19 protein-coding genes and 2 pseudogenes are annotated in these 23,691 nt (G+C 71.2%); 11 read left to right on the plus strand and 10 right to left on the minus strand.

The window, feature by feature from the left end:
• The 7 genes from VS93_RS18025 to VS93_RS18055 all read left to right on the plus strand — a co-directional run.
• Nucleotides 1-826 (plus strand): carbohydrate ABC transporter permease (locus tag VS93_RS18025; RefSeq protein ID WP_046471083.1); only part of this gene is annotated, 826 nt, incomplete at its 5' end.
• 73 nt (nt 827-899) lie between these two features.
• Nucleotides 900-3,356, plus strand: a complete 2,457-nt coding sequence (locus tag VS93_RS18030; protein ID WP_082126987.1) for a beta-xylosidase/alpha-l-arabinosidase — start codon at nt 900-902, stop codon at nt 3,354-3,356.
• A 168-nt stretch (nt 3,357-3,524) separates the two neighbouring features.
• Nucleotides 3,525-4,607 carry a Gfo/Idh/MocA family protein gene (locus tag VS93_RS18035; protein ID WP_046471084.1) on the plus strand — a complete coding sequence of 361 codons (1,083 nt, stop codon included), beginning with the start codon at nt 3,525-3,527 and terminating at the stop codon, nt 4,605-4,607.
• A gap of 69 nt (nt 4,608-4,676) precedes the next feature.
• Nucleotides 4,677-5,690, plus strand: a complete 1,014-nt coding sequence (locus VS93_RS18040) for a DUF6807 domain-containing protein (RefSeq protein ID WP_046471085.1) — start codon at nt 4,677-4,679, stop codon at nt 5,688-5,690.
• 77 nt (nt 5,691-5,767) lie between these two features.
• A complete protein-coding gene (locus VS93_RS18045) occupies nt 5,768-6,487 on the plus strand; it encodes a cupin domain-containing protein (RefSeq protein WP_046471086.1) in 720 nt (239 codons plus the stop codon).
• Nucleotides 6,488-6,732: 245 nt separating this feature from the next.
• Complete coding sequence (locus VS93_RS18050; RefSeq protein WP_046471113.1) at nt 6,733-7,842, plus strand: dihydrodipicolinate synthase family protein; 1,110 nt, start codon at nt 6,733-6,735, stop codon at nt 7,840-7,842.
• Nucleotides 7,839-8,714, plus strand: coding sequence for a sugar phosphate isomerase/epimerase family protein (locus VS93_RS18055; protein WP_046471087.1), 876 nt, complete (start codon nt 7,839-7,841; stop codon nt 8,712-8,714). The genes VS93_RS18050 and VS93_RS18055 overlap by 4 nt, the downstream gene beginning before the upstream one ends.
• Before the next feature lie 40 nt (nt 8,715-8,754).
• Here the strand turns inward: VS93_RS18055 and VS93_RS18060 are convergent.
• The 7 genes and pseudogenes from VS93_RS18060 to VS93_RS18090 all read right to left on the minus strand — a co-directional run bounded on the left by VS93_RS18060 (nt 8,755) and on the right by VS93_RS18090 (nt 16,219).
• Nucleotides 8,755-9,788 (minus strand): annotated as a pseudogene (locus VS93_RS18060) (LacI family DNA-binding transcriptional regulator).
• 221 nt (nt 9,789-10,009) lie between these two features.
• The gene (locus tag VS93_RS18065) at nt 10,010-11,470 is read right to left on the minus strand and encodes a PepSY-associated TM helix domain-containing protein (RefSeq protein WP_046471088.1); all 1,461 of its coding nucleotides are present in this window, start codon (nt 11,468-11,470) and stop codon (nt 10,010-10,012) included.
• Nucleotides 11,471-11,600: 130 nt separating this feature from the next.
• Entirely contained in the window at nt 11,601-12,215 is a 615-nt protein-coding gene (locus VS93_RS18070) for a hypothetical protein (protein WP_046471089.1), read from the minus strand.
• A gap of 156 nt (nt 12,216-12,371) precedes the next feature.
• Nucleotides 12,372-12,947, minus strand: coding sequence for a flavin reductase family protein (locus VS93_RS18075; protein ID WP_046471090.1), 576 nt, complete (start codon nt 12,945-12,947; stop codon nt 12,372-12,374).
• A gap of 43 nt (nt 12,948-12,990) precedes the next feature.
• Nucleotides 12,991-14,193 (minus strand): acyl-CoA dehydrogenase family protein, encoded by a 1,203-nt coding sequence (locus VS93_RS18080; protein ID WP_046471091.1) that lies wholly within the window; start codon nt 14,191-14,193, stop codon nt 12,991-12,993.
• Nucleotides 14,183-15,217 carry an alpha/beta fold hydrolase gene (locus tag VS93_RS18085; RefSeq protein ID WP_046471092.1) on the minus strand — a complete coding sequence of 345 codons (1,035 nt, stop codon included), beginning with the start codon at nt 15,215-15,217 and terminating at the stop codon, nt 14,183-14,185. Before VS93_RS18085 ends, VS93_RS18080 begins: the two co-directional genes overlap by 11 nt.
• A gap of 48 nt (nt 15,218-15,265) precedes the next feature.
• The gene (locus tag VS93_RS18090) at nt 15,266-16,219 is read right to left on the minus strand and encodes a VOC family protein (protein ID WP_046471093.1); all 954 of its coding nucleotides are present in this window, start codon (nt 16,217-16,219) and stop codon (nt 15,266-15,268) included.
• Nucleotides 16,220-16,654: 435 nt separating this feature from the next.
• On the opposite strand from VS93_RS18090, the gene VS93_RS18095 reads away from it, so the two are divergent.
• Both VS93_RS18095 and VS93_RS18100 read left to right on the plus strand, forming a co-directional pair.
• The gene (locus tag VS93_RS18095; RefSeq protein WP_046471094.1) at nt 16,655-17,752 is read left to right on the plus strand and encodes a maleylacetate reductase; all 1,098 of its coding nucleotides are present in this window, start codon (nt 16,655-16,657) and stop codon (nt 17,750-17,752) included.
• A gap of 266 nt (nt 17,753-18,018) precedes the next feature.
• Complete coding sequence (locus tag VS93_RS18100) at nt 18,019-19,011, plus strand: AraC-like ligand-binding domain-containing protein (protein WP_201776675.1); 993 nt, start codon at nt 18,019-18,021, stop codon at nt 19,009-19,011.
• Nucleotides 19,012-19,149: 138 nt separating this feature from the next.
• Here the strand turns inward: VS93_RS18100 and VS93_RS18105 are convergent, their stop codons facing one another.
• A complete protein-coding gene (locus VS93_RS18105; RefSeq protein WP_046471095.1) occupies nt 19,150-20,379 on the minus strand; it encodes an RNA polymerase sigma factor in 1,230 nt (409 codons plus the stop codon).
• On the minus strand, nt 20,376-20,744 hold the full coding sequence (locus VS93_RS18110; protein ID WP_046471096.1) for a YciI family protein: 369 nt from the start codon (nt 20,742-20,744) through the stop codon (nt 20,376-20,378). Before VS93_RS18110 ends, VS93_RS18105 begins: the two co-directional genes overlap by 4 nt.
• A 190-nt stretch (nt 20,745-20,934) precedes the next feature.
• Here VS93_RS18110 and VS93_RS18115 point away from each other — a divergent pair.
• Both VS93_RS18115 and mgtE read left to right on the plus strand, forming a co-directional pair.
• Nucleotides 20,935-21,578 (plus strand): annotated as a pseudogene (locus VS93_RS18115) (dihydrofolate reductase family protein).
• Between the two features lie 252 nt (nt 21,579-21,830).
• Complete coding sequence (gene mgtE, locus VS93_RS18120) at nt 21,831-23,156, plus strand: magnesium transporter (protein WP_046471097.1); 1,326 nt, start codon at nt 21,831-21,833, stop codon at nt 23,154-23,156.
• A 47-nt stretch (nt 23,157-23,203) separates the two neighbouring features.
• On the opposite strand, the gene VS93_RS18125 is transcribed toward mgtE, so the two are convergent.
• Complete coding sequence (locus VS93_RS18125; protein WP_046471098.1) at nt 23,204-23,623, minus strand: hypothetical protein; 420 nt, start codon at nt 23,621-23,623, stop codon at nt 23,204-23,206.
• Nucleotides 23,624-23,691: the final 68 nt, after the last annotated feature.

Consider the following 23,691-nt stretch of genomic DNA (forward strand, 5'->3'; position numbering starts at 1 on the left):
CAGGCCGCGCAGCCGCAGGCCCAACCCGGCGGCCGGCGCGGGCGCGTTCGCCTGGCTGCTGGTCGTCGGTGTCCCGCTCTACGCGCTGCTGGTCGCGACGTTCCAGCGCAGTGAGGACTACACGGCGTCCAACCCGCTCGCGCTCCCCACGGACCCGACGCTGCGCAACTACGTCGCGGCGGTGCACAACGGTCTGCCGGGCTTCATGTGGAACACGGTGATCGTGACGGCCGCGGTGGTCCTCCTAGTTGTCGTACTCGCGACGACCGCGTCCTTCGCCGTGGTGCGCGCCCGCACCCGCTGGAGCGCGGGGATCTTCCGCGTCTTCCTGCTCGGCCTGGCGATCCCCATGCAGGCGGTGATCGTCCCCGTCTACCTGATCATCGTCGAGCTGGGCCTCTACGACTCGCTGACGGCGATCGTGCTGCCCACCGCGGCGTTCGCGCTCCCGGTGTGCATGCTCATCCTCACCGGTTCGATGCGGGACATCTCCGACGACCTCTACGAGGCGATGGCACTGGACGGCGCCGGGTCCGTCCGGACGTTCCTCCAGCTGGTGGTCCCGATGTCCCGCCCGGGGATCAGCACGGTGGCCGTGTACGCGGCCCTGCAGGCGTGGAACGGCTTCCTCTTCCCGCTCATCCTGACCCAGTCCCACGAGAACCGCCTCATCACCCTGGGGCTGTTCGAGTTCCAGGGGCAGTACCGCGTGGACATCCCCGGCCTGCTGGCCGCCGTGGTGCTCTCCGCGATACCGATCCTGCTCGTCTACCTGATCGCACGCCGCTCCCTGGTCGCCGGTCTGATGGGGGTCGGCGGCAAATAGCCGGCCCCCTCCCGGGCCCGGGGAGCCGACTCCCGCTCCGCGAAACGAGCACCGACCTTAGAAGGGCGACCACATGACGCGTCTTCCCGACTCCGACGACGGCCGCCGCGCCGGGGCGACCCCCGCGGGCGCGGTGGAGGAGGCCGCCGCACCGTGGCGGGACCCGTCGCTGCCGGCCGTCGAGCGGGCCGAGCGCCTGCTCCGGCTCATGACGCTGGAGGAGAAGATCGCCCAGCTCCACGGGATCTGGGTGGGGGCGGACGCCGCCGGTGAGAAGGTCGCGCCGCACCAGGACGACCTGTCCGAGGAACCGCTCGACTGGGACGAGATCATCGCCGGCGGCCTGGGGCAGCTCACCCGCCCCTTCGGAACCGCGCCCGTCGACCCGGCAGCGGGGCGGCGGGCGCTGGCCCGCTCCCAGCGGGAGATCGCGGCCGCGAACAGGTTCGCCATCCCGGCGCTGGCGCACGAGGAGTGTCTGGCCGGATTCGCGGCCTGGACCGCGACGATCTACCCGGTCCCGCTGGCATGGGGGGCGTCCTTCGACACGGAGCTGGTGGGGCTCATGGCCGCGCAGATCGGTGAGAACCTGCGCCGGGTCGGTGTCCACCAGGGGCTGGCGCCCGTCCTCGACGTCATCCGCGACCCGCGCTGGGGGCGCACCGAGGAGACCATCGGCGAGGACCCCTACCTGGTGGGAACGGTCGGCACGGCCTACGTCCGCGGGCTGCAGTCCTCCGGGATCATCGCGACCCTCAAGCACCTCGCCGGGTACTCCGCCTCCCGCGCGGGACGCAACCTCGCTCCGGCCTCCGTCGGCGTCCGCGAGATGGCCGACGTGCTGCTGCCCCCCTTCGAGATGGCGGTGCGCGCCGGCGGCGCGAGGTCGGTCATGCACGCCTACAACGACAACGACGGCATCCCCCCGGCCGCGGACCACACCCTGCTCACCGAGCTGCTCCGGGACGAGTGGGGATTCGGCGGGACCGTGGTGTCCGACTACTACGGCGTCAGCTTCCTGGAGACACTGCACGGTGTGGCGGACTCCCCGGGCCGGGCCGGCGTCCTGGCCATCGCAGCGGGGGTGGACGTCGAGCTGCCCACGGTCCGCTGCTACGGAGCCCGGCTGACCGAAGCGGTCCGTTCCGGAGACGTTCCCGAAGAGCTGGTCGACCGGGCCGCCCGGCGGGTGCTGACCCAGAAGTGCGAACTGGGAATGCTGGACGCCGGGTGGACGCCGCTCCCGGAGGAGCCCGCGCCGGACGCAGGGGACGGCCACCGCGGGGGCGAGGGAATCGACCTGGACCCGCCCGAGTACCGGGAGCTCGCCCGGCGGCTCGCAGAGGAGTCGGTGGTGCTGCTCGCGAACGGAGGAGGCGCGCTCCCGCTGGCGCGCGACCCGCGCCTCGCCGTGGTCGGCCCCAGCGCCGCCACCAGCACGGCCATGCTCGGCTGCTACTCCTTCCCCAGCCATGTCGGCTCCCGCTTTCCCGAGTTCTCGCTGGGGGTGGAGATCCCGACGCTGCTCGACGCGCTACGCGCCGAAATCCCGGGGGCCCGGGTCGAGTACCAGGAGGGGTGCGACGTCGACGGGACCGACACGTCCGGGATCGAGGAGGCCGTCGCCGCCGCGCGCTCGGCCGAGGTCTGCGTCGCCGTCCTGGGCGACCGCGCCGACCTGTTCGGGCGCGGCACCTCGGGCGAGGGGTGCGACGCCGAGGACCTGCGGCTGCCGGGCGTCCAGCACGAGCTGCTCGAAGCCCTGGTCGACTCCGGTACCCCGGTCGTCCTGGTGCTCCTCGCCGGCCGGCCCTACGCCCTGGGCGGGATCGCGGACCGGCTCGCGGCGGTCGTGCAGGCCTACTTCCCGGGAGAGGAGGGCGGTCCGGCCGTGGCCGGGGTCCTTTCGGGGCGGGTGAACCCGAGCGGCCGGCTGCCCGTGAGCGTGCCCCGCACACCGGGCGCGCAGCCGGCCCCGTACCTCGGCCCGCCGCTGGCCCACCGCAGCGAGGTGAGCTCGGTCGATCCCACACCGCTCTACCCGTTCGGCCACGGTCTGTCCTACACCCGGTTCTCCTGGGAGGACCCGCACGTGGCGGGCCGGGCGCTCGACGGCGCCGAGCCGGTGGTCGCGGGTACGGACGCGGCGGTGACGGTCGATTGCACGATCCGCAACGTCGGCGACGTCGCCGGTGCGGACATCGTCCAGCTCTACCTGAGCGACCCGGTCGCCCGGGTGACCCGGCCGGCGCGCCGGCTCGTCGGCTACGCGCGGGTCCACCTGGAACCGGGCGCCGCCCGGGAGGTCGAGTTCACCGTGCACGCCGACCTCGCCGCCTACACCGGGCCGGACGGCCGCCGCATCGTCGAGCCCGGCGACCTGGAGCTGTCTCTGGCGGCGTCGAGCGCGGACGTGCGCCACACCGCCCGGGTCCGCCTTGAGGGAGCGGTCCGCACCGTCGACCACACCCGGAACCTGACGAGTGAGGTGTGGCTGAGCGCTTCGTGGCCGGCCGCCGCGCGGCCCTGACACCAGCGGTCCCCGATTCCCGCCCTCGACCCCTGAGCCGCTCATCCGGGGAGGGGAGGCCCATACTTTTCAGGAAAGCGATTACCGAGCGGTCACGGTGCGGCTGCCCAGCACGCGGGCCCGACCCGGCGAACCGCGGCGGGTCGGCCCGAGCGAGTGAGGAGAAGGATGGACATCCCCCGTCGACCAGAAGACGCACCGGCGGTCCCGGTACGCGCGGCGATCGTCGGCACGGGCACCATCGCCCGGTTCCACATTGAGGCGCTGCAGTCGATGCCGGACCAGGTCGAGACCGTGGCGGCCGTGGACGTGGCCGAGGAGAACCTGGCGAGGTTCGGTGCCCGCTACGGGATACCCGGCCGCTACAGCGACCTGCCGGAGATGTTGTGCGAGGCGGCGCCCGATCTGGTGCACATCTGCACGCCTCCGGCCCTGCACCGCGAACAGGTCGTGACGTGCCTGAAAGCGGGCGTCTCCGTCCTGGTGGAGAAGCCGCCGGCGCTCAGCCTGGCCGAGTTCGAGGACATGGCCTCCGCCGAGGGCGGCCAGGGACCATGGGTCGCCACCCTCTTCCAGCATCGGTTCGGCTCCGGAGCGCGGCGCGTACGGGCGCTGGTGGCGGTATGCCACACGACCTGGTACCGCGAGCAGTCCTACTTCGACGTCCCGTGGCGCGGCCGGTGGGAGACCGAGGGCGGCGGTCCGACCATGGGGCATGGCATCCATCAGATGGATCTGCTTACCGCCCTCCTCGGTGATTGGGTCGAGGTGTCGGCCACCGCCCATCAGCAGGCCCGTGATGTGGAGACCGAGGACATCTCCCTCGCCCACGTGACCTTCGCCAACGGGGCGGTGGCCAGCGTCGTCAACAGCCTTGTCTCATCCCGCGAGGAAAGCTACATCCGGATCGACTTCGAACACGCGACCATCGAGCTCCCCCACCTGTACGGCTACGGCGACGACGACTGGCGGGTGACCCCCGCCCCCGGGTTCGAGGAAACGGTCATGGCCGCGTGGCGGGCCGGTGAATCGGGCGTCAACAGCGGTCACGCCGCCCAGATCACGCACGTCGTCGCGGCCGTGCGGGCGAAGCAGGCGCCGCCCGTGACCTCCGCCGATTCACTGCGGACACTGCGGCTCGTCGCCGGCGTCTACGCGTCGGCCTTCCAGCGGCGGCCGGTCACCCCCGCCGACCTCGGCCCCGGGTCGCCGTTTCACGACCGCATGAACGGGGACGGGCCGCGATGGTGATCGCCGCTCTCATCGAATAGCCGGACCGCACGCATCGCGACACGACCTCCCGATCGACAGGAGTCGGTTATGACCACGGATCAGCGCGCCGCCGGCACCGGCGCGCCTCATCACGCGAACGACGGGACGGAGCCGCCCGCCCGGGGCATCGGGCTGGTGCACGAGCACGACCGCTCACTGATCCTGACCCACGACGGCGCGGAACTGGCCCGCTACGTCTACCGGCCGTGGGACGCCCGGCTGGAGTCGCCGCGTCCCTACTTCCACCCGATCCGCACCCTCGGCGGCGACCTGGTCAGCCTGTACCGGCCGCACGACCACGTCTGGCACAAGGGCATCGCCTGGTCGCTCCCGAACGTCGGGTCGGCCAACTTCTGGGGCGGCCCGACCTACGTACGCGACCAGGGCTACCGGCAGCTGGGCAACGACGGGAGCATGTGCCACCGGGGGTTCGACCGCCTTGAGACGCTCGCGGACGCGGTGGTGGTCGGCGAACGCCTCGACTGGATCACCGAGCAGGGCCAGACCTGGTTCGCGGAGCATCGGGGGATCCAGGGCACCGTCGACCCGGAGCGCGGCGTCTGGACCCTGGTGTTCGAGACGTCGTTCAGCAATCTCACCGAACGCACGATCGCCATCGGCAGCCCCACCACCGAAGGCAGGGAGAACGCCGGATACGGCGGGCTCTTTTGGCGTGGCCCCCGCTCGTTCACCGGTGGCCGCGTCTACACCCCGCAGGCGGAGGGGGGCGACGACCTGGTGGGCGTGCGCGCGCCGTGGATGGCGTTCGCGGGGCGGCACGACGAGCACGACCGCTCCTCCACGCTGGTGTTCGTGGACGCGCCGGACAACCCGGGCCACCCCACGCGATGGTTCGTGCGCACCGGCACGTTCGGCTGCGTCTGCCCGGCGCCGTTCTTCGGCGAGGAGGTCCCGGCCGAGCCCGGCGCCACGCTGTCCTACCGTTACGCGGTGGTCATCGCCGACAGGGACCGCGAACGGCAGGGCTCCGCGCGGCTCGCCGAGATGGGCCTGGCCGAACTCGAACAGGCGGACTCCCGCGGGAAGGTGGCCGGCCCGTGACCGCTTAGGACCGACGGCCGCAGGCCGGGCCGACCGCGGCACCCCCGGGCTTCCCCGGCGGTACCGCGGTCTCCCACCTGCGGGTCTACGACTGGCCGACCGCGGACGCCCTGGCCGGCGGCTCCCCGCACCTGCACACCGCCTCCGCGGAGGGGTACGTGGTGGTGCGCGGCGAGGGAACGCTGGAGACGCTGAGCAGCGCGGGGTTCCGCGAGACCCCCTTGGGACCGGGCACCCTGCTGTGGTTCACGCCGGGTACCGTCCACCGCCTGGTGAACCGCAGCGGGGACCTCGAACTGCTCGTCGTCATGCAGAACGCCGGGCTGCCCGAGGCGGGGGACGCCGTTCTGACCCACCCGCCGGAGGTGCTCGCCGATCCGCGCGCCTACCAGCGGGCGACGGCCATCCCCGCTCCGGATGAGTTCGACGACACCGCTTCGGCGCACGCCGCGATGTCCCGGGCCGCGCGCCGCCGCCGGGACCTGGCCATCGAGGGCTACCTCGCGCTGCGCGACCGCGTCGCCGCCGAGGGCGGCGGCGCCCTGGCGGACCTGCACGAGGCCGCCGTGCGGCTGGTGCGGGACAAGGCCGCCGGCTGGCGCCACCACTGGGAACGCGGTCCCCTGGGCCAGGCTGAGGCGACCGGCCATCACCTGGGGGAGATCGCAGCGGGGCGCGGGGAGCACTTGAGCCGGGCCGCCGTGTACACGGCGGACTCCCCGCCCGGTCCGCTGCGCAACGGCATGTGCGGAATGCTGAAGGTCTGGGACCTCGACGGCGCCCGGCCGCTCGGCTGAGCCGACGCATCCCGGCGCCGTCTCCGCTGCGGGATCGTCCGGCGGTGGAGGGGAGCGCGGCCTTCGGGGGCCGCTCGGCTCCGGAGCCGCCGCGCTTCGGCCTGTCATCCGGTTGATTCCTCCTTGCGGCGGGTCAGAGGTTCGGATTACGCTACGGAAAACGCTTTCCCCATGGTTTCCGAGGTGCACCCGTGACTCCCGCTATCAGGCTCCCCGGCGCAGACGGCTCGATCGCCGAGCACCGTATGCGCGAACCGAAACAGTGGCCCCGACCTGCCGATCCCCCGCGCAGCCGGGTCGCCTACGCCGCCGCTCACGTCGCCGCCGACCCGCTCGGCGACAACGCTCTCGGAGCGCCGTCCGCTGTGGATTGGGAAGGCACCCTGGCCTTCCGGCGCCACCTGTGGTCGCACGGTCTGGGGGTGGCCGAGGCGATGGACACCGCGCAGCGGGGCATGGGACTGGACTGGGCCGCCACCCGGGAACTCATCCGCCGCAGCAGCGCCGAGGCCAGGAGCGTCGGTGGCCGTGTCGCCGCCGGGGCGGGCACCGACCACCTCCCCGCGCGGGTGGCCGACCTGGACGCCGTGCTGGCCGGGTACGAGGAGCAGATCCGGGTCGTCGAGGACGCCGAGGCCCAGGTGATCCTGATGGCCAGCCGCCAGATGGCCGCGCTCGGGCGGGGGCCGGAGGACTACCACAAGGTCTACGGCACACTCCTCGGCCAGGTCCGCGAACCGGTCATCCTGCACTGGCTCGGCCCCATGTTCGACCCCGCGCTGGCGGGCTACTGGGGGTCGGAGGACATCGAGCGCGCCTCCGAGTCGCTCCTCGCGCTGATGCGCGAGCACGCGGCCAAGGTCGACGGTGTCAAGGTCTCCCTGCTCGACGCCGACCACGAGGTCCGGCTCCGCGCCGAGCTGCCCGAAGGCGTCCGCCTCTACACCGGCGACGACTTCCACTACCCCGAGCTGATCAAGGGCGGCGGCGGTTCGCACAGCGATGCGCTGCTCGGGATCTTCGCCGCCATCGCCCCCGCGGCGTCGGCCGCCCTGCACGCCCTGGACAACGGGGACGAGGCCGGCTACGACGCGGCGTTCGACCCGACCGTACCGCTGGCCCGGCACCTGTTCACCGCCCCCACCTACTACTACAAGACCGGGATCGCCTTCCTGGCCTGGCTGTCGGGGCACCAGCCCGGTTTCACGATGGTCGGCGGGCTGCACGGCGGCCGCGGCATCGTGCACCTGTCCCGGGCCTTCCGGCTCGCCGACGAAGCCGGGCTGCTGCCCGACCCCGAGCTGGCCGCGGCCCGGATGAACTCGTTGCTCGACGTCGCAGGAGTGGCCCGATGACCGATCCGCGGATAGCGCGCCTTTCGCTCAATCAGAAGACCGTCAACCGGTGCACGGTCGCCGAAGCGGTCGACGGCTGCGCGGAGTTCGGGATCCCGGCCATCGGGTTGTGGCGCGAACCCGTGCACGACATCGGCGTGCGCAAGGCGGCGGGACTGGTGCGCGACGCCGGGCTGCGCGTGTCGTCGTTGTGCCGCGGCGGCTTCTTCACCGTCGAGGAGGGCCCGCAGCGGCGCGCGGCGATCGACGACAACCGCAGAGCCATCGACGAGGCCGCGGATCTCAGGACCCCGTGCCTCGTCCTCGTCGTCGGCGGGCTTCCGAGTGGATCACGCGACCTCGCCGCCGCCCGGCTGCGTGTCAGCGACGCGCTGGTCGAGCTGGCGCCCTACGCCGGGGAACGCGGCGTACGGCTGGCCCTGGAGCCGATGCACCCCGTCTACTGCGCCGACCGCGGGGTGCTGTCCACTCTGGGGCAGGCGCTGGCGATCGCCGAGCCGTTCCCGCCCGAGCAGGTCGGAGTGCTGGTCGACACCTTCCACGTGTGGTGGGACCCGGAGGTCTTCCCCCAGATCGAACGAGCGGGATCCCGTATCGCCGGCTTCCAGGTCTGCGACTGGATCACGCCGCTTCCCGCGGACGTGCTGCTGGGGCGCGGGATGATGGGCGACGGCCACATCGATTTCACGTCCCTGCGCGCGGCGGTGGACGCCGCGGGGTACAGCGGCGACATCGAGGTGGAAATCTTCAACGAGGAGGTGTGGGCCAGCGACCCCCGCGAAGTCCTGCGCACGATGGTCGAGCGCTACCTCGGCACCGTTTGCGGGCCGCCGCACCAGACCCCGGAGGGGCCGCGGCGCCCGGGCGGGTGACCGTGGCGGGAGTGCGGGGCGCGGGCCTTCCAGGTGCGTCTCACTCCCGTCCCGGGGGAGTGGTGCTCTCCCGTATCACCACCTCGCCGGCGATGGACACGCGGCGGGGGGACCCGGTCGGTTCCTCCTCCAGCGCCAAGCGGGTGGCCTCTTCCCCCATCCACTCCAGCGGCAACCGCACGGTGGTCAGCGTCGGGGTCAGATCGCGCAATGTGGGGATGTCGTCGAACCCGGCGACCGAGAGGTCCTGCGGTACCCGCAGGCCCGCGTCGCGCAGCGCCGCCATGGCGCCGGTCGCCATGACGTCGTTGACGGCGAAGAGGCAGGTGGCGTCGGTGCCGGCGGCCAGCAGTTGGCGCGCGGCCTCGTAGCCGCCGTCGCGGGTGAAGGTGCCGTGCACCACGTTGTGCGACAGGAGTTCGGCGTCGGCGTCCGACAGGGCGGAGCGGAAGCCGTCCAGTCGTTCCTGCGCGGTGCGCAGGTCGGTGGGGCCGGCCAGGACCGCGAAACGGCGGTGGCCTTGGGCGGTGAGTTCCTTGGCCAGCGCGGCGGCCCCGCCCGGGTTGTCGGGGACCACGGTGTCGGCGGGCAGCCCTTCCTGGGAGACGCACGTCACCCGCCCGCCGCGGGCGATGAACGCGGTCATCTCCTCGGCCAGTCGGCGCGCGTCCTCCTCCGAGGTCGTGCGGCTCCCGGCCAGCACGACCGCGCGGGCGCGGTGCGAACGCAGCGTCGACACCAGTTCCGTCTCGCGCTCCGGATCGCGGCCGGTGGTGCCCAGCATGACGACGAGCCCTTCGCCCTCGGCGCGACGGGTCACCCCCGCGGCGATGCTGGAGAAGTACGGGTCGGCGATGTCGTGGACGATCAGCCGACGAGAGAGCTGGAGTTGCGGGCCAGGGTCTGCGCGGAGGCGTTGGGAAGGTAGCCGAGCTCGCGGGCGCTGGCGGTCACGCGCTCCCGCAGTTTCTCACCGACCTGGCGAGTGCTGCCGTTCAGCACGCGCGAGGCGGTGGCCAGTGAGACTCCGGCCTTGCGAGCGACCTCTTCCAATGTCACGTGTTCGCTGCCCAAGGTGACCCCCGCCTTCGTTGGAAAGCTTTTTCCCTTCGATAATAGTGCGAATTTCCGCACCAGTTCCCGCGACTTGTCGCAGCGGAAGGCGGTGGCCGGCGCTCCCGGCTCCGCGTATGCCCGCGCCGAGGCAGGCGAGGGCCGCGGACGGGTCGGGACCGCGTGCACCGGACGGCACCGGGGGCGCCCCGCAGCTCGCAGCGGGACGCCCCCGGTGTGTGTCAGGAGGGCCGCTCCGCCCCGGCCCGCGGGGGCGCCGCACGGGAGCGGCGCCGCTCCCGTGCCGCGACGGCCATGTCAACGGCGAGGAACAGCAGCAGCGAGACGCCGAGCACCGGCATCAGGTAACCGATCCCGGCCGCGGCGAGCACGATCAGGACGCGGGTGCCGATCGGCAGGTTGCGCCATGCTCCGCGCGGGATCGGACGGCCCAGGGAGAAGCTACCGCCCGCCGTCGGACGCCGTTGCCACCACATGCGGTAGCCCCAGATCACCAGGCCGATGACCGACAGGGCGAGAGTGGCGAGCAGGAGCTGGTTGGCCAGACCGAAGAGCAGGCCCATGTGGGCCGCGATGCCCCAGGTGGTGAGCTTGGCCATCAGGGGGTAGTCGGCGAACCGCAGCTCCTCGACCACCTGGCCGCTGTGCGGGTCGACGGCGACCGAGTCCTTCTGCGTCGGCCACTGGCTCCGCGTTTGAGTGACCGCGTAGGCCGCGCCCTCGGCTTCGGGGTAGCTGACCTCCACGGGGCCGTCCAGCCCCGCCTCACGCGCGGATTCCAGCACCCGGTCCACCTCGACGCCGGCGCCGTGCGCGCCGTGCCCGCTGTGCCCGGAGTCGGGGGCCGCGGCGGACAGCGCGGGCGTCTGCCACTGCATCGCCTCGCGGATCTTCGAGATGTTGTCGCCGGCATATGTCGACCAGCTGAGGCCGGTGGCGGAGAGGACGAGGAGACCGGCCGCGGCCCAGACCCCTACGGAGCCGTGCCACGACATCGTCCTGCTCCGGCCGCGCGCCTGGGAATCAGGGGCCAGGATGGCGCGCAGGCGCCGCTTGCCGCGCCGCTTCGACACCCACAGGGCCACCCCGCCGGCGGCGACCACCCAGACCCAGCTCGCCGCGAGCTCGCTGTAGAGATGCCCGGCGTCGCCGAGGTGTAGATTGCGGTGGAACTGCGCGAGCCAGGCGCGCACCGGGAGTGAGCCGCTGCTGCCGTAGCTCTCCAGCGCCCCGCGCACCTCGCCGGTGTAGGGGTTCACGAAGGCCCCGAGGCGGTGCGACTCCTCCATGCCGGGCACGTCGAGAAGCACGCGGGTGCTCTCGTCGGCCGCTTCAGCGGGGCGCACCCCGCTCAGCGTTCCCTCGGGATGGGCGGAGGTGGCCGCGGCCACCTGCTCGCTCAGCGGCAGCCGTTCCTCGCCCACCGGAACGTGCAGTTCGTCGGCGTAGAGGACCTCCTCGATCTGAGGGGTGAAGGTGTAGAGCAGGCCGGTTATGGCGGCTATGAGGATGAACGGCGCCACCAGGATGCCCGCGTAGAAATGCAGCCGCAGCAGCGCCGGGCGCAGCAGCGACCATGTGGAGCGCCGCCCGGAGGGAGGCGGCCCGGCGCGCTGGGCGTCCTCACCGGGAGGAGGGTCGGGTGGGGTGGGACTGACAGAGACATGGTGATGAGAGGTCATGATGCGTCTTCCGTGACAGCTCGACGCAGTGGCATGCGCACGCGTCGAGACGGACGTGATCGATGCGTCCGGGCGCACCTGGGCGCGCGGACGGAACCGCCGGGCATGGGCGCGCGGGCGGCGGTGAACGTCAGGTCGGGAAGAGCAGCGGCGGGCCGCGGCGCACCAGGATGTGCCGCAGGAAGCCCAGGGACGCGGACCCGGCCGCGACGCGGTGGTGCCACACCGGGACGGAGCGGCCCCATGCCCGCAGGGGCGGGATGACCAGGACGAACAGCGCGTCCCAGAGAAGTCTGCGCAGAAGCCGGAGAAGAGTGAAGAGCGAGGACTCGCCCTGGCGCAGCCACCAGGCGCTGACCAGCAGGGCCAGGACGTGGGCGAGCAGCATTCCGGCACCGGCACTGCTGTCGGCGGTGCTGTCCGGCAGCACCAGATGCCCGGAGCTGTGGATGCGGGCGAGCCCTGATACGGGCAGTCTCTCCGTCGGGTGGAAGACGGAGAAGAGGATGTGCAGCGCCATCTGGCCCCACGCCATCCAGCCGCAGATGAGGCCGAAGCTTCTCTCCTGCGAGGCGACCGCGTATGCGGTCAGGAAGACCAGCAGGAAGCCCGCGGCCAGGCCTGCGAACGGCACCCCGTGGCCGGAGGCCAGGGCGTGCCCGCTCGCCGACACGCCGACACACACCGACGCGAACACGGCGGCGCGTGGTGAGCGTAGCGGCGCTCTCTCGGGCACGGCCGTCATTGTTGCACCTAAGGTCACAAAACGGTAGCCCGATTCTTACTCTAAGGACACATATCGCTCCACCGCCGGGGCTCCTGGCCGGTGTCGCGGTGAGCACGACGAAACCGGTCCCCCGGCGGGCGCCGGGGGACCGGTTCTCTCACGGCCGCGGGACGGTCACGTCAGCGTCGCGGCCTCACCGAGCGAGTACCAGGTTCTGTCCTGGTAGACGAGTGGTGAACGGGGGCGCCTGCCCGCCTGGACCTGGACGACGCGGACGAGGACCACGATGGAGCTCCCGGCCGCCATTCGGTCCACTACCCGGCCGCGCAGCCAGCTGTCCACTCCCAGCAGCACCGGCTCGCCGCTCGCCAGCCGGGTCCAGCTGTCCGTGTCGGCGAACCGGTCGATCCCGCCGGTCGCGAACCTCTTCGCCAGGTCCAGGTGCTCGGCTCCGAGCAGGTGGACCAGCACCGTCTCGGAGCCGGTGATCCCCGGTGTGGCCGAGGAGTCCGCGGCCAGGGAGAACAGCAGCAGGGCCGGTTCCGCGGAGACCGAGGTGACCGATGTCGCGGTCAGGCCGGCCGGCCCCGTGCCGTCGTCGGCGGTGACGATGGAGACGCCCGCCGGGTGGTCCCGGAAAACGGCCTTGAAATCCTCCGCGGCGACCGTGTCAGGCGAGGACGCGTCCGGTACGGAACGGTGGACGTCTCTGGTCGGGCCGGCGGGCGCACTCGCGTTGCGGAAAGTCATGCGGATCAATCACCTTAGGCGCTGTCAGCGGGTGGTCCGAGTGCTACCGTCCCTGCTCCTGCAGGTCCAGGAAGACCCATCGGGAACCCGGCGCCAGCCCGGCCAGCCACTTGCCGCAGTTCTGCAGCACCACCGGCCCGGAGGTGATGTGCTGCGTCCCCGCGTTGAGATCGCGGAAGAACCGCTGCAGGTCCCCCCGCCGCAGGGCCGCCGTGGCCGCCCACTTGTACACCACCTGACCCGCGGCCTGCACGGACCAGGTCGTGTGGTTCAGCGCCAACCGGGTCAGGGTCTCCTGCTCCGTGTCGAGGAGCTTCCCCCGATCCAGCATCGCTTCGTTGTCCGCCCAGACGTCCATGGCCCATGCGCGCGCCGCCCGCAGCTTGCTCTCCGCCTCCGCGTACTCGGCGTAGAACTGCTGGGTGTCCACCGAGGCGTTCGGTGTTCCGGTCTTCCTCGCGGCCAGGGCCTTCAGCTCGTCCAGCATCCGGCGACCCACACCGAGGGCCCACCCGGTGTGGCAGATCCCGGCCATGTTCGCCAAGCCCATGCGGTAGATCGCGCCGCCGATGCGGGCGTCCATCGTCGCCACCTCGTAGACGTGGCTGTCGGGAACGAACACGTCCTCGCAGGTGTAGTCGATGCTGTGGGTGGCGCGCAGCCCCATCACGTCCCAGTTGTCGATCAGTGTCGCCTGCTCCTTGGGGAACGTGAACACCAGGGGCCGGCCGGTTTCCTCGCACAGCGCCGCCGTGTGGATGTGGCTGGCCATGGGGATGCCGGAGGCGAAGTGCCAGTGGCCGCTGATGCGGTAGCCCCCGTCGGCCCTGACCGCTTTGCCGAGCTTGGTCCCCTGTCCGGCGATCAGCGCGTAGCGGCCGTTCTCGACATCGGGGTACAGGTCGCGGGACGCCTCCTCCCCGAGGTAGGCCGCCGTGGTGCCGGTGACCATCTGCACGGCCATGAACGCCCAGCCCGCGGAGGCGTCCGCGTAGGAGATCTTGGCGATGGTCTCGATCACCTGGCGGGGCGAGAACTCGTAGCCGCCCAGGACGCGGGGGATGCCGATCTTGAAGGCACCCGTTCCGTACAGGGCCTGGACCACCTCGTCCGTGAGGCGGCCCAGTTCCTCGCACTCCTCGGCACGGTCGCTCACTATGTGGCTGATGCCGTCCAGCCGCTCCATGAGCGGCTGGAACTCCTCGCTTACGTTGATTCCGGTCGTGGCTGCGAGCTCAGTGGCCATGTCGTCCATTCCTTGGTGAACGCCTAGCGTGGTCGAGGATCCAGGTAATGACCGGTTTGATCGTATGATCAGAATTCGACTCGAATGTCAGGCCGTGCCCGTTTCCGGTGATGCCGTACTCGGGAAGGTGCACGTGCTGGGCGCGGGCGCCCGCCGTGTTCAGGAAGTCGACGACGTGCGGCGCGAACCCGGCGAAGGCCGAGGAGCCTCCCGTCACCACGGCGACCGCCGTGCCGGCGAGAGCCGGGATGCGCAGCGTCGCCGGGTCGGCGTTCTCCGCCTCCTCGGGGCGGTGCAGCTCCGGGTCGTAGGTGATCCGGTGAGCGGTCAGCCCCCAAGCGAGTTTGCCGAAGCCCGGGAACTCCGCGAAGGCCGGACCCATCGGCTCGATCGCCGCGATCGCCGCCACCCTGCCCGGCCGGGCATCGGCGACCAGCCACCCGACCGGTCCACCGGCGGAATGGGTGACCAGGACCGCCGGGCCGGTGATGTCCAGGAGGCGGCCGAGCCGGTCGGCGTCCATCCGCTGGGACTCGGCCAGGTCCGCGGGCAGCGGCCCCATTGGGCAGAGCAACTGATCGATATGGGGGGACCCGATCTCCCGCTCGTAGACCCACTGGGTCTGCTCCGGTCGGACCTCATCGGGCAGGAAGAGCGCTTTCGCCGCCTCGTACGGGAACTGGCCGCCCATGGCGCCGACGACGTCCGGATGGAAGGGCGACCGGCCGTGGCCGCAGCGGTCGACCACGTACACGGCGAAGCCCGCCTCCACGAAGCGGGTCGCCCATCCGGGACGTCCGTCAGGGGTGCCGGTCCAGTCGGTACCCTGCCCGCCGCCTCCGTGCACCAGCACGAGCGGGTAGGGGTGTGCGGTCTTCGGCGGGGCCTCCCAATGCACGAACATCGGGGCCCGCTGGACGGTGCCGTGCGCGGTCTCGACCCGCTCTCCGGGAATCCAGAAATGCCCGCGCCTTACGGTGATCTCATGGTCGACTGCCACATGCGGTGCCGGCTGGGGTGCCATCGCACAACCTCCGAGCTCGCCCGGATCTGCTGACCGGTGTCGAGCCGACTAGATATCGATCGGTTCCAGTCGGCTGAAGATCTCCTCGCGGCGGTGTTCGAACTGCTCGGGTAGCTGGAACCTGGTTCCCAGCTCCTTCGGCGACTCGTCGCAGTGCCAGCCGCCCTCCTCGTGGGTGACAGCGAGCTCGAAGAGGGCCCCGCCCGGCGTGCGGACGTAGACGCTCTTGAAGTACTTGCGGTCCTTCAGTTCGGAGATGTCGGTGTAGCCGCGCCCTTCGATCTCGAACTTGACGTCGTTCTGGTTGCTCAGCGTTCCGACGTTCCAGGCGAAATGGTGGCAGGTGCCGGCCCCGAAACCCCAGGTGCCCTGGTCGTCCTTGCGGTTGACGGTGAGTTCCAGGTGGTTTCCGTGCTTCCGGTCGCCGATCTGCAGGAAGGCCCGGTCGCCCTCCTCCAGGAGCCGGTCCCGGGAGTGGAAGGATTCGTTGGCGAACTCCACCATGCGCTCAGGGGTGGAGACGTGCAGGCCGACGCCGTGGATCCCGTGGATGGCGTGCTCCTGCGGAACGCCGTGGCCGGTGTGGCCGACGCGCTCGTCGCCGGTGTTGCCGACGAGCACGTACTCGATCCCCGACGGGTGGCGGAACGCCAGCCGGCGCTGCCCGAGCACCTCGATGTTCCCGACCGCGACGCCGTGCCCGGTCAACCGTTCGTGCCAGTAGTCCATCGACTCGTGGGGGACCGACAGCAGTACCTCGCGGGCCTGGTTGGTGCCGCGCTTGCCGTAGAACCCCGCCTGCGCCCACGGAAACGTGGTGACCACGCTGGACGGATCACCGGTGGCGTTCGAGTAGTACAGGTGGTAGATCGGGAGTGAGCCGTCGAACAGCACCGTGCGTTTGATCAGGCGCATACCGAGGATCCTGACGTGGAAGTCCACGTCCTCCTGCGCGCCCGCCACCGAAAGGGTCACATGGTGCGAACCCTCGACGTAAGCCATTGCGTTCCTCCTCGTTGAAAGCCGGTGCCACGCCTGGCCCCGCAGTCGGTTCGGGAGCGGCGCCGGCTGCGTACAGGTGGCATGCTAGGAAGCGCCGTGGAGGAATCCATCGGTCGCGAGCGCAGAGGAATGTCGAGTGCGCGCACGAATTGCCCGAGCCCCGCGGTCACAGACGGGTCGGCCCGCGGTCGCCGCGCCGGGCCGCCGCACCGGCGCGAGGACTGCTGCGGGGCGCGCACGATTGCGCCGTCAGGCGCGTCCTCCGCGGGTTCGGGCGTGAGCCGGCCCCGGAAGTTCTCTTGCGCGGAAGATGTTCGCTCCCTATTCTCGGGCTGTGACCGGGCCGGGATCGCGCGGGACCGACGCCTCCTCGGTCGGAGCGCGGCCACTCCCGTGCGGAACGGTCCGCGCAACGCGACGGGGGGATCGAGCCCGATGAGGTCTTTCGTGCACACCGCCTACCCGGCGCGGGTGGTGTTCGGCGCGGGCACCCTCGCGCGGGTCGGCGACGAGGTGGAGCGGCTCGGCTGCTCGCGCGCGCTCGTCGCGGCCGGCCCGTCGTTGGCCGATACCGCCACGCGGCTGGGCGACACTCTGGGGCCGCTCGCCGCGGCGCGGTTCACCGGGGCGGCGATGCACACGCCGGTCGAGGTCACCGAGGAGGCCCTGGAGGTCGCGCGCGAGCACGCGGTGGACTGCGTGGTGGCCGTGGGCGGTGGATCGACGACCGGGCTGGCCAAGGCGATCGCGCTGCGCACGGGGATTCCCCAGGTCGTCCTGCCGACGACCTACTCCGGATCCGAGGTCACACCCGTGCTCGGAGAGACGTCGCAGGGGGAGAAGACGACCCGGTCCGCGGTCGAGGTGCTTCCCGAGACCGTGGTCTACGACGTCGAACTGACGCTCGGCCTGCCGGTCGGGCTGTCGGTCACCAGCGGTGTCAACGCGATGGCCCACGCGGTGGAGGCGCTCTACTCCGAGCAGGCGAACCCGGTGATCGACGGGTTCGCGCTCGACGCGATCACCCGGATGGCCCGCGCGCTGCCCGCGATCGCCGCGGACCCCTCCGACGTGGACGGCCGGGCGGACGCGCTGCACGCGGCGTGGCTGGCGGGCACGTGCCTGGCCTCGGTGGGCATGGGGCTGCACCACAAGCTCTGCCACACGCTGGGCGGAATGTTCGGCCTGCCGCATGCTGAGACCCACACCGTCGTCCTCCCGCACGCCATGGCCTACAACGCGCCCGCGGCGCCGGAAACCATGTGCCGCGTGGCCGAGGCGCTGGGCACGTGCGACGCCCCGGCCGCGGTCCACGACCTGGTCGCCTCGTTGGGCGGTCCGACCTCGCTGGACGAGGTGGGCCTGCCCGAGTCCGAGCTGGGCAGAGCGGCCGAACTGGCGGTGGCGAAGCCCTACCCGAACCCCCGGGAGCTGACCCTCGCGGGAATCACCGGACTGCTCGAGGGCGCGTGGAGGGGACGCCGGCCGCGCGATCGGGGGCTCATCGATGCCGCACGGGACACTGAACACTGAGCCGGCCGCGGCGGATTCCGGCGACCCGCCCCTTCCCGGGACAGGTGCCCGGTGACGGACCCGGTGCGCCGCCCGCCTCTCGTCACCCGGGCCGCCGCGGCGAGTCGCCGAACGCTTCGAGGGCCGAGTGGTCCTCATCCTCTGATTTCGAGTGATGTGCGTCACAGTATTGTGCGCGTCACGTATGGCAGAGTGGAGTGATTTCTTCGAAAATCGGCACTCACGTGCAGCTGCGCGAACGCGGCTGTGAGCCATTGGAGAAGAGGATGGCGTCACTGGTAGACGACCTGATGGCCTCCGGTCTAGGAGACCACGGCAAGGGACCGGAAGTCGCGTTCGACTCGTGGACGGACGCCGTCCAGCGCAACATCCTGAGATTCCGTTTCGACTGCGATCGGCCCGGCGCCTTCAAGGGGACCCTCAGCAAGCGGTCGCTGGCCGGGGTCAGCTTCATCGGCATGGAGTGCGAGAAGCACGCCGCCTACCGCGACCGGGACACCATCTCCGCCACGGACACCGGGTACTACGTGATGACCCTGCAGTTGTCCGGCCAGATGCGGTTGTCGCAGGACGACCGGACCGCCGTGCTGAAGCCCGGGTTGTTCACGATCTACGACTCCTCCAAGCCGGCCACCATAGTGTCGAGCGACGACTACAAGTCGGTGTGCATCCGGTTCCCGAGAGGCCGCATCGGCGCCAGGAACGAAGGCTCCCTGGCCGATATCACGGCGACGGCGTTCGAGTGCGATACGGGGCTGTCGTCCGCGGTCTGGACGATGGTGCTCAGCCTGAACCGGAGCCTGGAGTCGCTGGGGCACAGCGGCCCCTTGGCGGTCCGCACCATGATGGAGCTGGTGACCGCCATGCTGCGTACGGAGCTCGGCCAGTACGATCTCGAAGGCGCCGAGCGCCGGGACGCCCTCCTGTGGCGGGTCCGCGAGTACATCGACAGCCGGCTGTCCGATCCGGGGCTGAGCCCCCACAGCATCGCGGCGGCGCACTACATATCGCCGAGGTACCTGCACACCCTGTTCGAAGGAACGGGGTTCACGGTGGCCGCGTGGGTACGCGCGCGGCGGATCGAGCTGTGCCAGCGGGACCTGGCGGACCCGCGGATGGCCGACGTCCCGGCCGGCGCGATCGCCACGCGCTGGGGGTTCAGGGACCCCTCCCACTTCGGGCAGGTGTTCAAGCGGGAGACCGGCCGGACCCCGGCGGAGTTCCGGCGCAGGGTCCTGGCCAGGTTCCGCGGGCACTAGATGCTGCGGGCCAGAACGTTGGTGACGGCAGGCTCACCTGCGATCGGCGTCGGTTTCCCGGGGCGTCGGCGGATCGAGTGGCGGGGCGGAACTACGTCTTGACCTCCGGTGATGACTGCCGGTTCCCGGGTCCAGCCGTCACCCGTTTGCGCCGGAGAGGCGGCGTAGGCGGTGCCTGAGGTGTTGCTGCTCAGCGAGATTGACGGTAGTGGCGATGGCTCGTCGGTAGGCGTTCGCCGCGTCGTCGGGCCTGCCGGTCTGCTCCAGGAGGTGGGCGCGTACGGCGTTGAGACGGGGAAGGCCGGGGTGGTCGGCTTCCAGCGCATCGATCCGGGCGAGGGCGATGTCATTTCCGTCGACCATGGCCTGGGCGACGATGCGGTTCAGGGTGATCGTGGGGTTCCGATGGCCGGTCACGAGTTCGAGGAGCCGGTAGAGCGCGAGGATCTCGTCCCAGTCCGTTGCCGCGGTGCCGGGGGCTTCGGCGTGTAGGGCTGCGATGCAGGCCTGGAGCAGGTAGGGACCGGGTTCGGCACCTGGGGCGGCTTGTTCGACGAGCGTGATCCCCTCGTCGATCAGTTTCCGGTCCCACAACGCCCGATCCTGCTCGTCGAGCGGCTTGAGGCGCCCGTCCGACGCCACCCGGGCGGGGTGGCGGGCCTCGGTGAGCAGCATCAGTGCGAGGAGCCCTGTGACCTCGGTGGACTCAGGGACGCTCCGGAGGAGGAGTCGGGTCAGGTGAATCGCCTCGGCGGCGAGATCCGCGTCGCGGGGCGGTGTGCCGGCGGTTGTGTGGTGCGCCTCGGTGAACATCACGTAGAGCACGTCGAGCACCGCGGTGACACGCTCGTCCACGTGTTCGGGTGGCGGAAGGGGCCGGCCGAGTTCGGAGACGCGGCGCTTGGCCCGCGTGATCCGTTGGGCGATGGTGGGTTCGGAGACCTGGTAAACGTTGGCGATCTGGGCGGTGGTCAGTCCGGCGACCGCCCGTAGGGTCAGTGCGACCTGCCCGGAGCGTGGCAGGCCGGGGTGGCAACATAGCTGCAGCACCAGCAGCGAGTCGTCACTGTGGACGGCCTCCGGCGTCACCGGGGGATGCAACAACGCAGCGCGGGTCTCGCGGTGTCGGCGCCGGGCGTCGCCGCGGGCGCGGTCGGCATACCGGCGGCGGGCGGTCGTGGCCAGCCAGCCCAGCGGGTCGTCCGGGAACTGTGTCGGCCACCGCTGGTGCGCGTGCAGGAGCGCCTCCTGGACGGCGTCTTCGCACAGGTCGAACTGGGCGCTGCCATAGATGCGCAGCAACCGGGCGAGGGCCTGTCGCGCGAGCTCGCGCCACCGACCCTCGCCGACGGGTTCGGCTGGAATCATCCCTCTCCCAGGTCAGCGAACATCACCGGCCGTAGCTCCAGAGCGAGGCCGGGGATGTTGGCGTCGGGGATCTGCTTGGCCAGCTCCACCGCCCGGGCCTCGTCCTCGACGTCGATGAGGTAAAAGCCGCCCATGAACTCTTTGCTCTCGACGAACGGTCCATCGGTCACCTCGGGCTGGCCCCCGGAGCTGCGAATGACCTTCGACCGGCTGGGGTCAGCGAGGGCCTGGGTCGCGATGAACTCACCGCGCTCCTTGATGGCGGCCAGGAAGGCGCCGTGTCCTTCTTGGATCCGCCTCTGCTGCTCGTCGGTGAGCTGCTCCAGCACCGCCGGGTCGACCTGCATCAGGATCAAGTACTTCACGGTTTCCTCCTCGGTAGGTAGACCACTCACGTGGCAACTCACCAGGTGGTCGTCACCGACAGCACTCACACGACACTACGCGACCAGGAATCTCCGTCTGGGTGTCGTGCGGGGCGCGTCGGTGACGACCACCTGGCATGCGACCGCAGCAGCCGCGATAGGCCGGTTTCGACATTCGAGGAGGTAGGCCATGCCACAGCGGGTCCGAGTCCACTGCTTCAGCATCACCCGGGACGGGATCGGGGCGGGCGAGGAGCAGAGCTTCGAGCACCCATTCGGCCAGGCCGACCCCGGCGACCTGTTCGCCTGGGTCGGTGCCACGGCCAGCTGGGTCAACCGCACCGATCCCGGCGGCACCCGAGGGCTCGATGATTACATCGCACGCGATTTCACGCGCAACATCGGCGCCGAGATCATGGGGCGCAACAAGTTCGGTCCCATCCGCGGCCCCTGGCCGGACTACGAGTGGCAGGCTGGTGGGGCGACGAGCCCCCTTTCCACACGCCGGTCTTCGTACTCACACATCACGTGCGGCCGTCGTTCACGCTGAGCGACACGACGTTCCACTTCCTCGACACAACCCCGCACGAAGCGCTGAAGCGGGCGAAGACCGCCGCGGACGGCCGGGACGTGCGCATCGGCGGTGGCGTGACGACCCTCCGCGCGTTCCTCGACGCGGACCTGGTCGACGAGATGCACATCGCCGTCGCCCCGTACGAACTCGGCGGCGGCCTGCGACTCTGGGAGAGCCCGGAGGAGCTGACCGACCGCTTCCACCTGGAACGCGTGCCAAGCTCGAGCGGCGTCGTGCACCACTTCTTCTGGCGGCGATAGGTACGCGGAAACGGACACGGTCCGTGCTCGTCGACAACCGCTGCGAGTGTCGGCGGCGGCTGGCGCATCCACGGCCGCGACGGCGACCGAGCGAAGTCGGTGAGCCGCGCGAAATCCGCGCTCGACCCGGAACACCCGGCTGAAGCGGGCCGGGTATGCCGGGTGCACGCGGGGCAGGATGGGATGCGGGTGGCCCGACGAAGGGGATCGCCCTGTCGACGGTCGCTGTGCCGACAACGGGGGTGATGGCCAATGGAAGGGCTGTGGGAACTGACCCGTGCCCAGGACCTTGGCGAGTTGCGGGCCTGGCTCGGCGAACACGGCACTCTCGACATCGCCGACGAGTTGGCGCGGATCCCGCCGGCCGAGCGCGCGATCGCCTTCCGGCTGCTGACCAAGGACCGGGCGCTGGCGGTGTTCGAGGCGCTGGAGCCGCTGCACCAGCAGGAACTGCTGGAAGGGCTGCGCGATGCTCAGGTGCGCCAGCTGGTGGAGGACATGGCGCCCGACGACCGCGCGCGGCTGTTCGACGAGATGCCGGCGACCGTGGCCACCAGGCTGCAGGCCGGGCTGAGCCCGAGCGAGCGCCAGGCGACGGCCACCCTCCTGGGGTACCCGGCGGAATCGGCCGGGCGGATCATGACCCCGGCCTTCGTCAGCGTGCGCGCGTCGATGACCGCGGCCGACGCCCTGTCGAAGGTCCGCCGTGCCGACGTTGACCCGGCGGTACTGTACGCGCTGCCGGTCACCGACGACCAGCGCCGCCTCGTGGGGATGGTGGACCTGCGCCACGTGGTGGCCACCGCCCCCTCCACCCCGATAGGCGAGCTGGTCGGCGGCGAGGTGCACGCGGTCACGGCCGGCACCGACCAGGAGGAGGCGGCCCGGCTGATGCGCTCGGCCGACCTGGTGGAGCTGCCGGTGGTGGACACGGAGGGCCGCCTGATCGGGATCATCACCGTCGACGACGCGATGCGGGTGCTGGAGGAGGAGGCCACCGAGGACCTCGCCCGCGCCGGCGGGTCGGAGCCGCTGGGCCGGCCCTATCTGAGTTCCAGCCCGTTCCACCTGGCGCGCAAGCGTGCGGTGTGGTTGCTGCTGCTGGGCGTGGCCGCGGTGCTGACGGTCAACGTGCTCTCGGCGTTCGAGGACACGTTGGAATCGGTGGTGGCGCTGGCGCTGTTCATCCCACTGCTCATCGGCATCGGCGGTAACGCCGGCTCCCAGGCCGCCACCGTGGTGATCCGCGCCATGTCGGTGGGCGAGGTGCGGTTCGCCGACCTGCCCCGGGTGATCTGGCGGGAGGCGCGGGTGGGCATCATGCTGGGACTGATGCTGGCCGCGATCGCCTTCCCGGTGGTCTGGTTCTTCTTCGACCTCTCCCTCGCCGCCGTCATCTCGGCCAGCATGGCCGTGATCTGCCTGTGGGCCTCGTTCGTGGGCGGGATGCTGCCGATGGTGGCCAAGCGGGTGGGCATCGACCCCGCGGTGGTCTCGGCGCCGCTGATCACCACACTGATCGACGCCACCGGACTGGTCATCTACTTCCTCATCGCCATCGCGGTGCTCGGCCTCTGACCCCCGCTGGCGCGCCGGGCACGGGGCCGGACCCGGCCCCGTGCCCCTCACCCAGCGGTTCCCCGGACCGGGCGGGTCCAGGACCAGGTCAGCGTCCACATCACCAGTACGACGATGGCCATCGCCGTTGGCACGTGCAGGGCGAGCATGTCCTGGCTGCCCAAGTGGGTCTGCAGCAGGCTCAGCAGGATCGTGGTTCCGCTCACCACCGTGGGCATCGGCGGCCCGTGGCCGGGCCGCCAGAGCAGCGCGGCGGCGGCGATCTGGATGAAGCCGGAGGCGTTCGTCATGAGCGCCCCTGTGGTGTGCAGCGGCAGGACACCGGGATTTCCCGCGACGAGCTGGCCGGCGGTGACGAACTGCAGCCCCAGCAGTGCCGCGTGCAGCAGCACGGCCACGCGCAGCCCCCACAGGTAGGGGGCCGTGGACGGCGGGGAAACGCGCTCGCCAACGTCTTTCCTGGCCATGGAGAAAGTGTTTCCATGACCTGCCACGCTGTACCGCGCGGTCCGGTTCGGCGGGAACATCCGCCGGA

The organism is Allosalinactinospora lopnorensis, from assembly GCF_000981225.1.
GTDB lineage: Bacteria > Actinomycetota > Actinomycetes > Streptosporangiales > Streptosporangiaceae > Allosalinactinospora > Allosalinactinospora lopnorensis.

What these genes read in the sequence shown, in the direction of transcription:
- mgtE (WP_046471097.1), top strand. Translation starts at nt 21,831, where the DNA reads ATGGAAGGGCTGTGGGAACTGACCCGTGCCCAGGACCTTGGCGAGTTG.
- VS93_RS18075 (WP_046471090.1), bottom strand. Translation starts at nt 12,947, where the DNA reads ATGACTTTCCGCAACGCGAGTGCGCCCGCCGGCCCGACCAGAGACGTC.
- VS93_RS18085 (WP_046471092.1), bottom strand. Translation starts at nt 15,217, where the DNA reads ATGGCACCCCAGCCGGCACCGCATGTGGCAGTCGACCATGAGATCACC.
- VS93_RS18090 (WP_046471093.1), bottom strand. Translation starts at nt 16,219, where the DNA reads ATGGCTTACGTCGAGGGTTCGCACCATGTGACCCTTTCGGTGGCGGGC.
- VS93_RS18105 (WP_046471095.1), bottom strand. Translation starts at nt 20,379, where the DNA reads ATGATTCCAGCCGAACCCGTCGGCGAGGGTCGGTGGCGCGAGCTCGCG.
- VS93_RS18125 (WP_046471098.1), bottom strand. Translation starts at nt 23,623, where the DNA reads ATGGCCAGGAAAGACGTTGGCGAGCGCGTTTCCCCGCCGTCCACGGCC.
- VS93_RS18070 (WP_046471089.1), bottom strand. Translation starts at nt 12,215, where the DNA reads ATGACGGCCGTGCCCGAGAGAGCGCCGCTACGCTCACCACGCGCCGCC.
- VS93_RS18040 (WP_046471085.1), top strand. Translation starts at nt 4,677, where the DNA reads ATGACCACGGATCAGCGCGCCGCCGGCACCGGCGCGCCTCATCACGCG.
- VS93_RS18100 (WP_201776675.1), top strand. Translation starts at nt 18,019, where the DNA reads ATGGCGTCACTGGTAGACGACCTGATGGCCTCCGGTCTAGGAGACCAC.
- VS93_RS18095 (WP_046471094.1), top strand. Translation starts at nt 16,655, where the DNA reads ATGAGGTCTTTCGTGCACACCGCCTACCCGGCGCGGGTGGTGTTCGGC.
- VS93_RS18035 (WP_046471084.1), top strand. Translation starts at nt 3,525, where the DNA reads ATGGACATCCCCCGTCGACCAGAAGACGCACCGGCGGTCCCGGTACGC.
- VS93_RS18050 (WP_046471113.1), top strand. Translation starts at nt 6,733, where the DNA reads ATGCGCGAACCGAAACAGTGGCCCCGACCTGCCGATCCCCCGCGCAGC.
- VS93_RS18065 (WP_046471088.1), bottom strand. Translation starts at nt 11,470, where the DNA reads ATGACCTCTCATCACCATGTCTCTGTCAGTCCCACCCCACCCGACCCT.
- VS93_RS18030 (WP_082126987.1), top strand. Translation starts at nt 900, where the DNA reads ATGACGCGTCTTCCCGACTCCGACGACGGCCGCCGCGCCGGGGCGACC.
- VS93_RS18080 (WP_046471091.1), bottom strand. Translation starts at nt 14,193, where the DNA reads ATGGCCACTGAGCTCGCAGCCACGACCGGAATCAACGTAAGCGAGGAG.
- VS93_RS18055 (WP_046471087.1), top strand. Translation starts at nt 7,839, where the DNA reads ATGACCGATCCGCGGATAGCGCGCCTTTCGCTCAATCAGAAGACCGTC.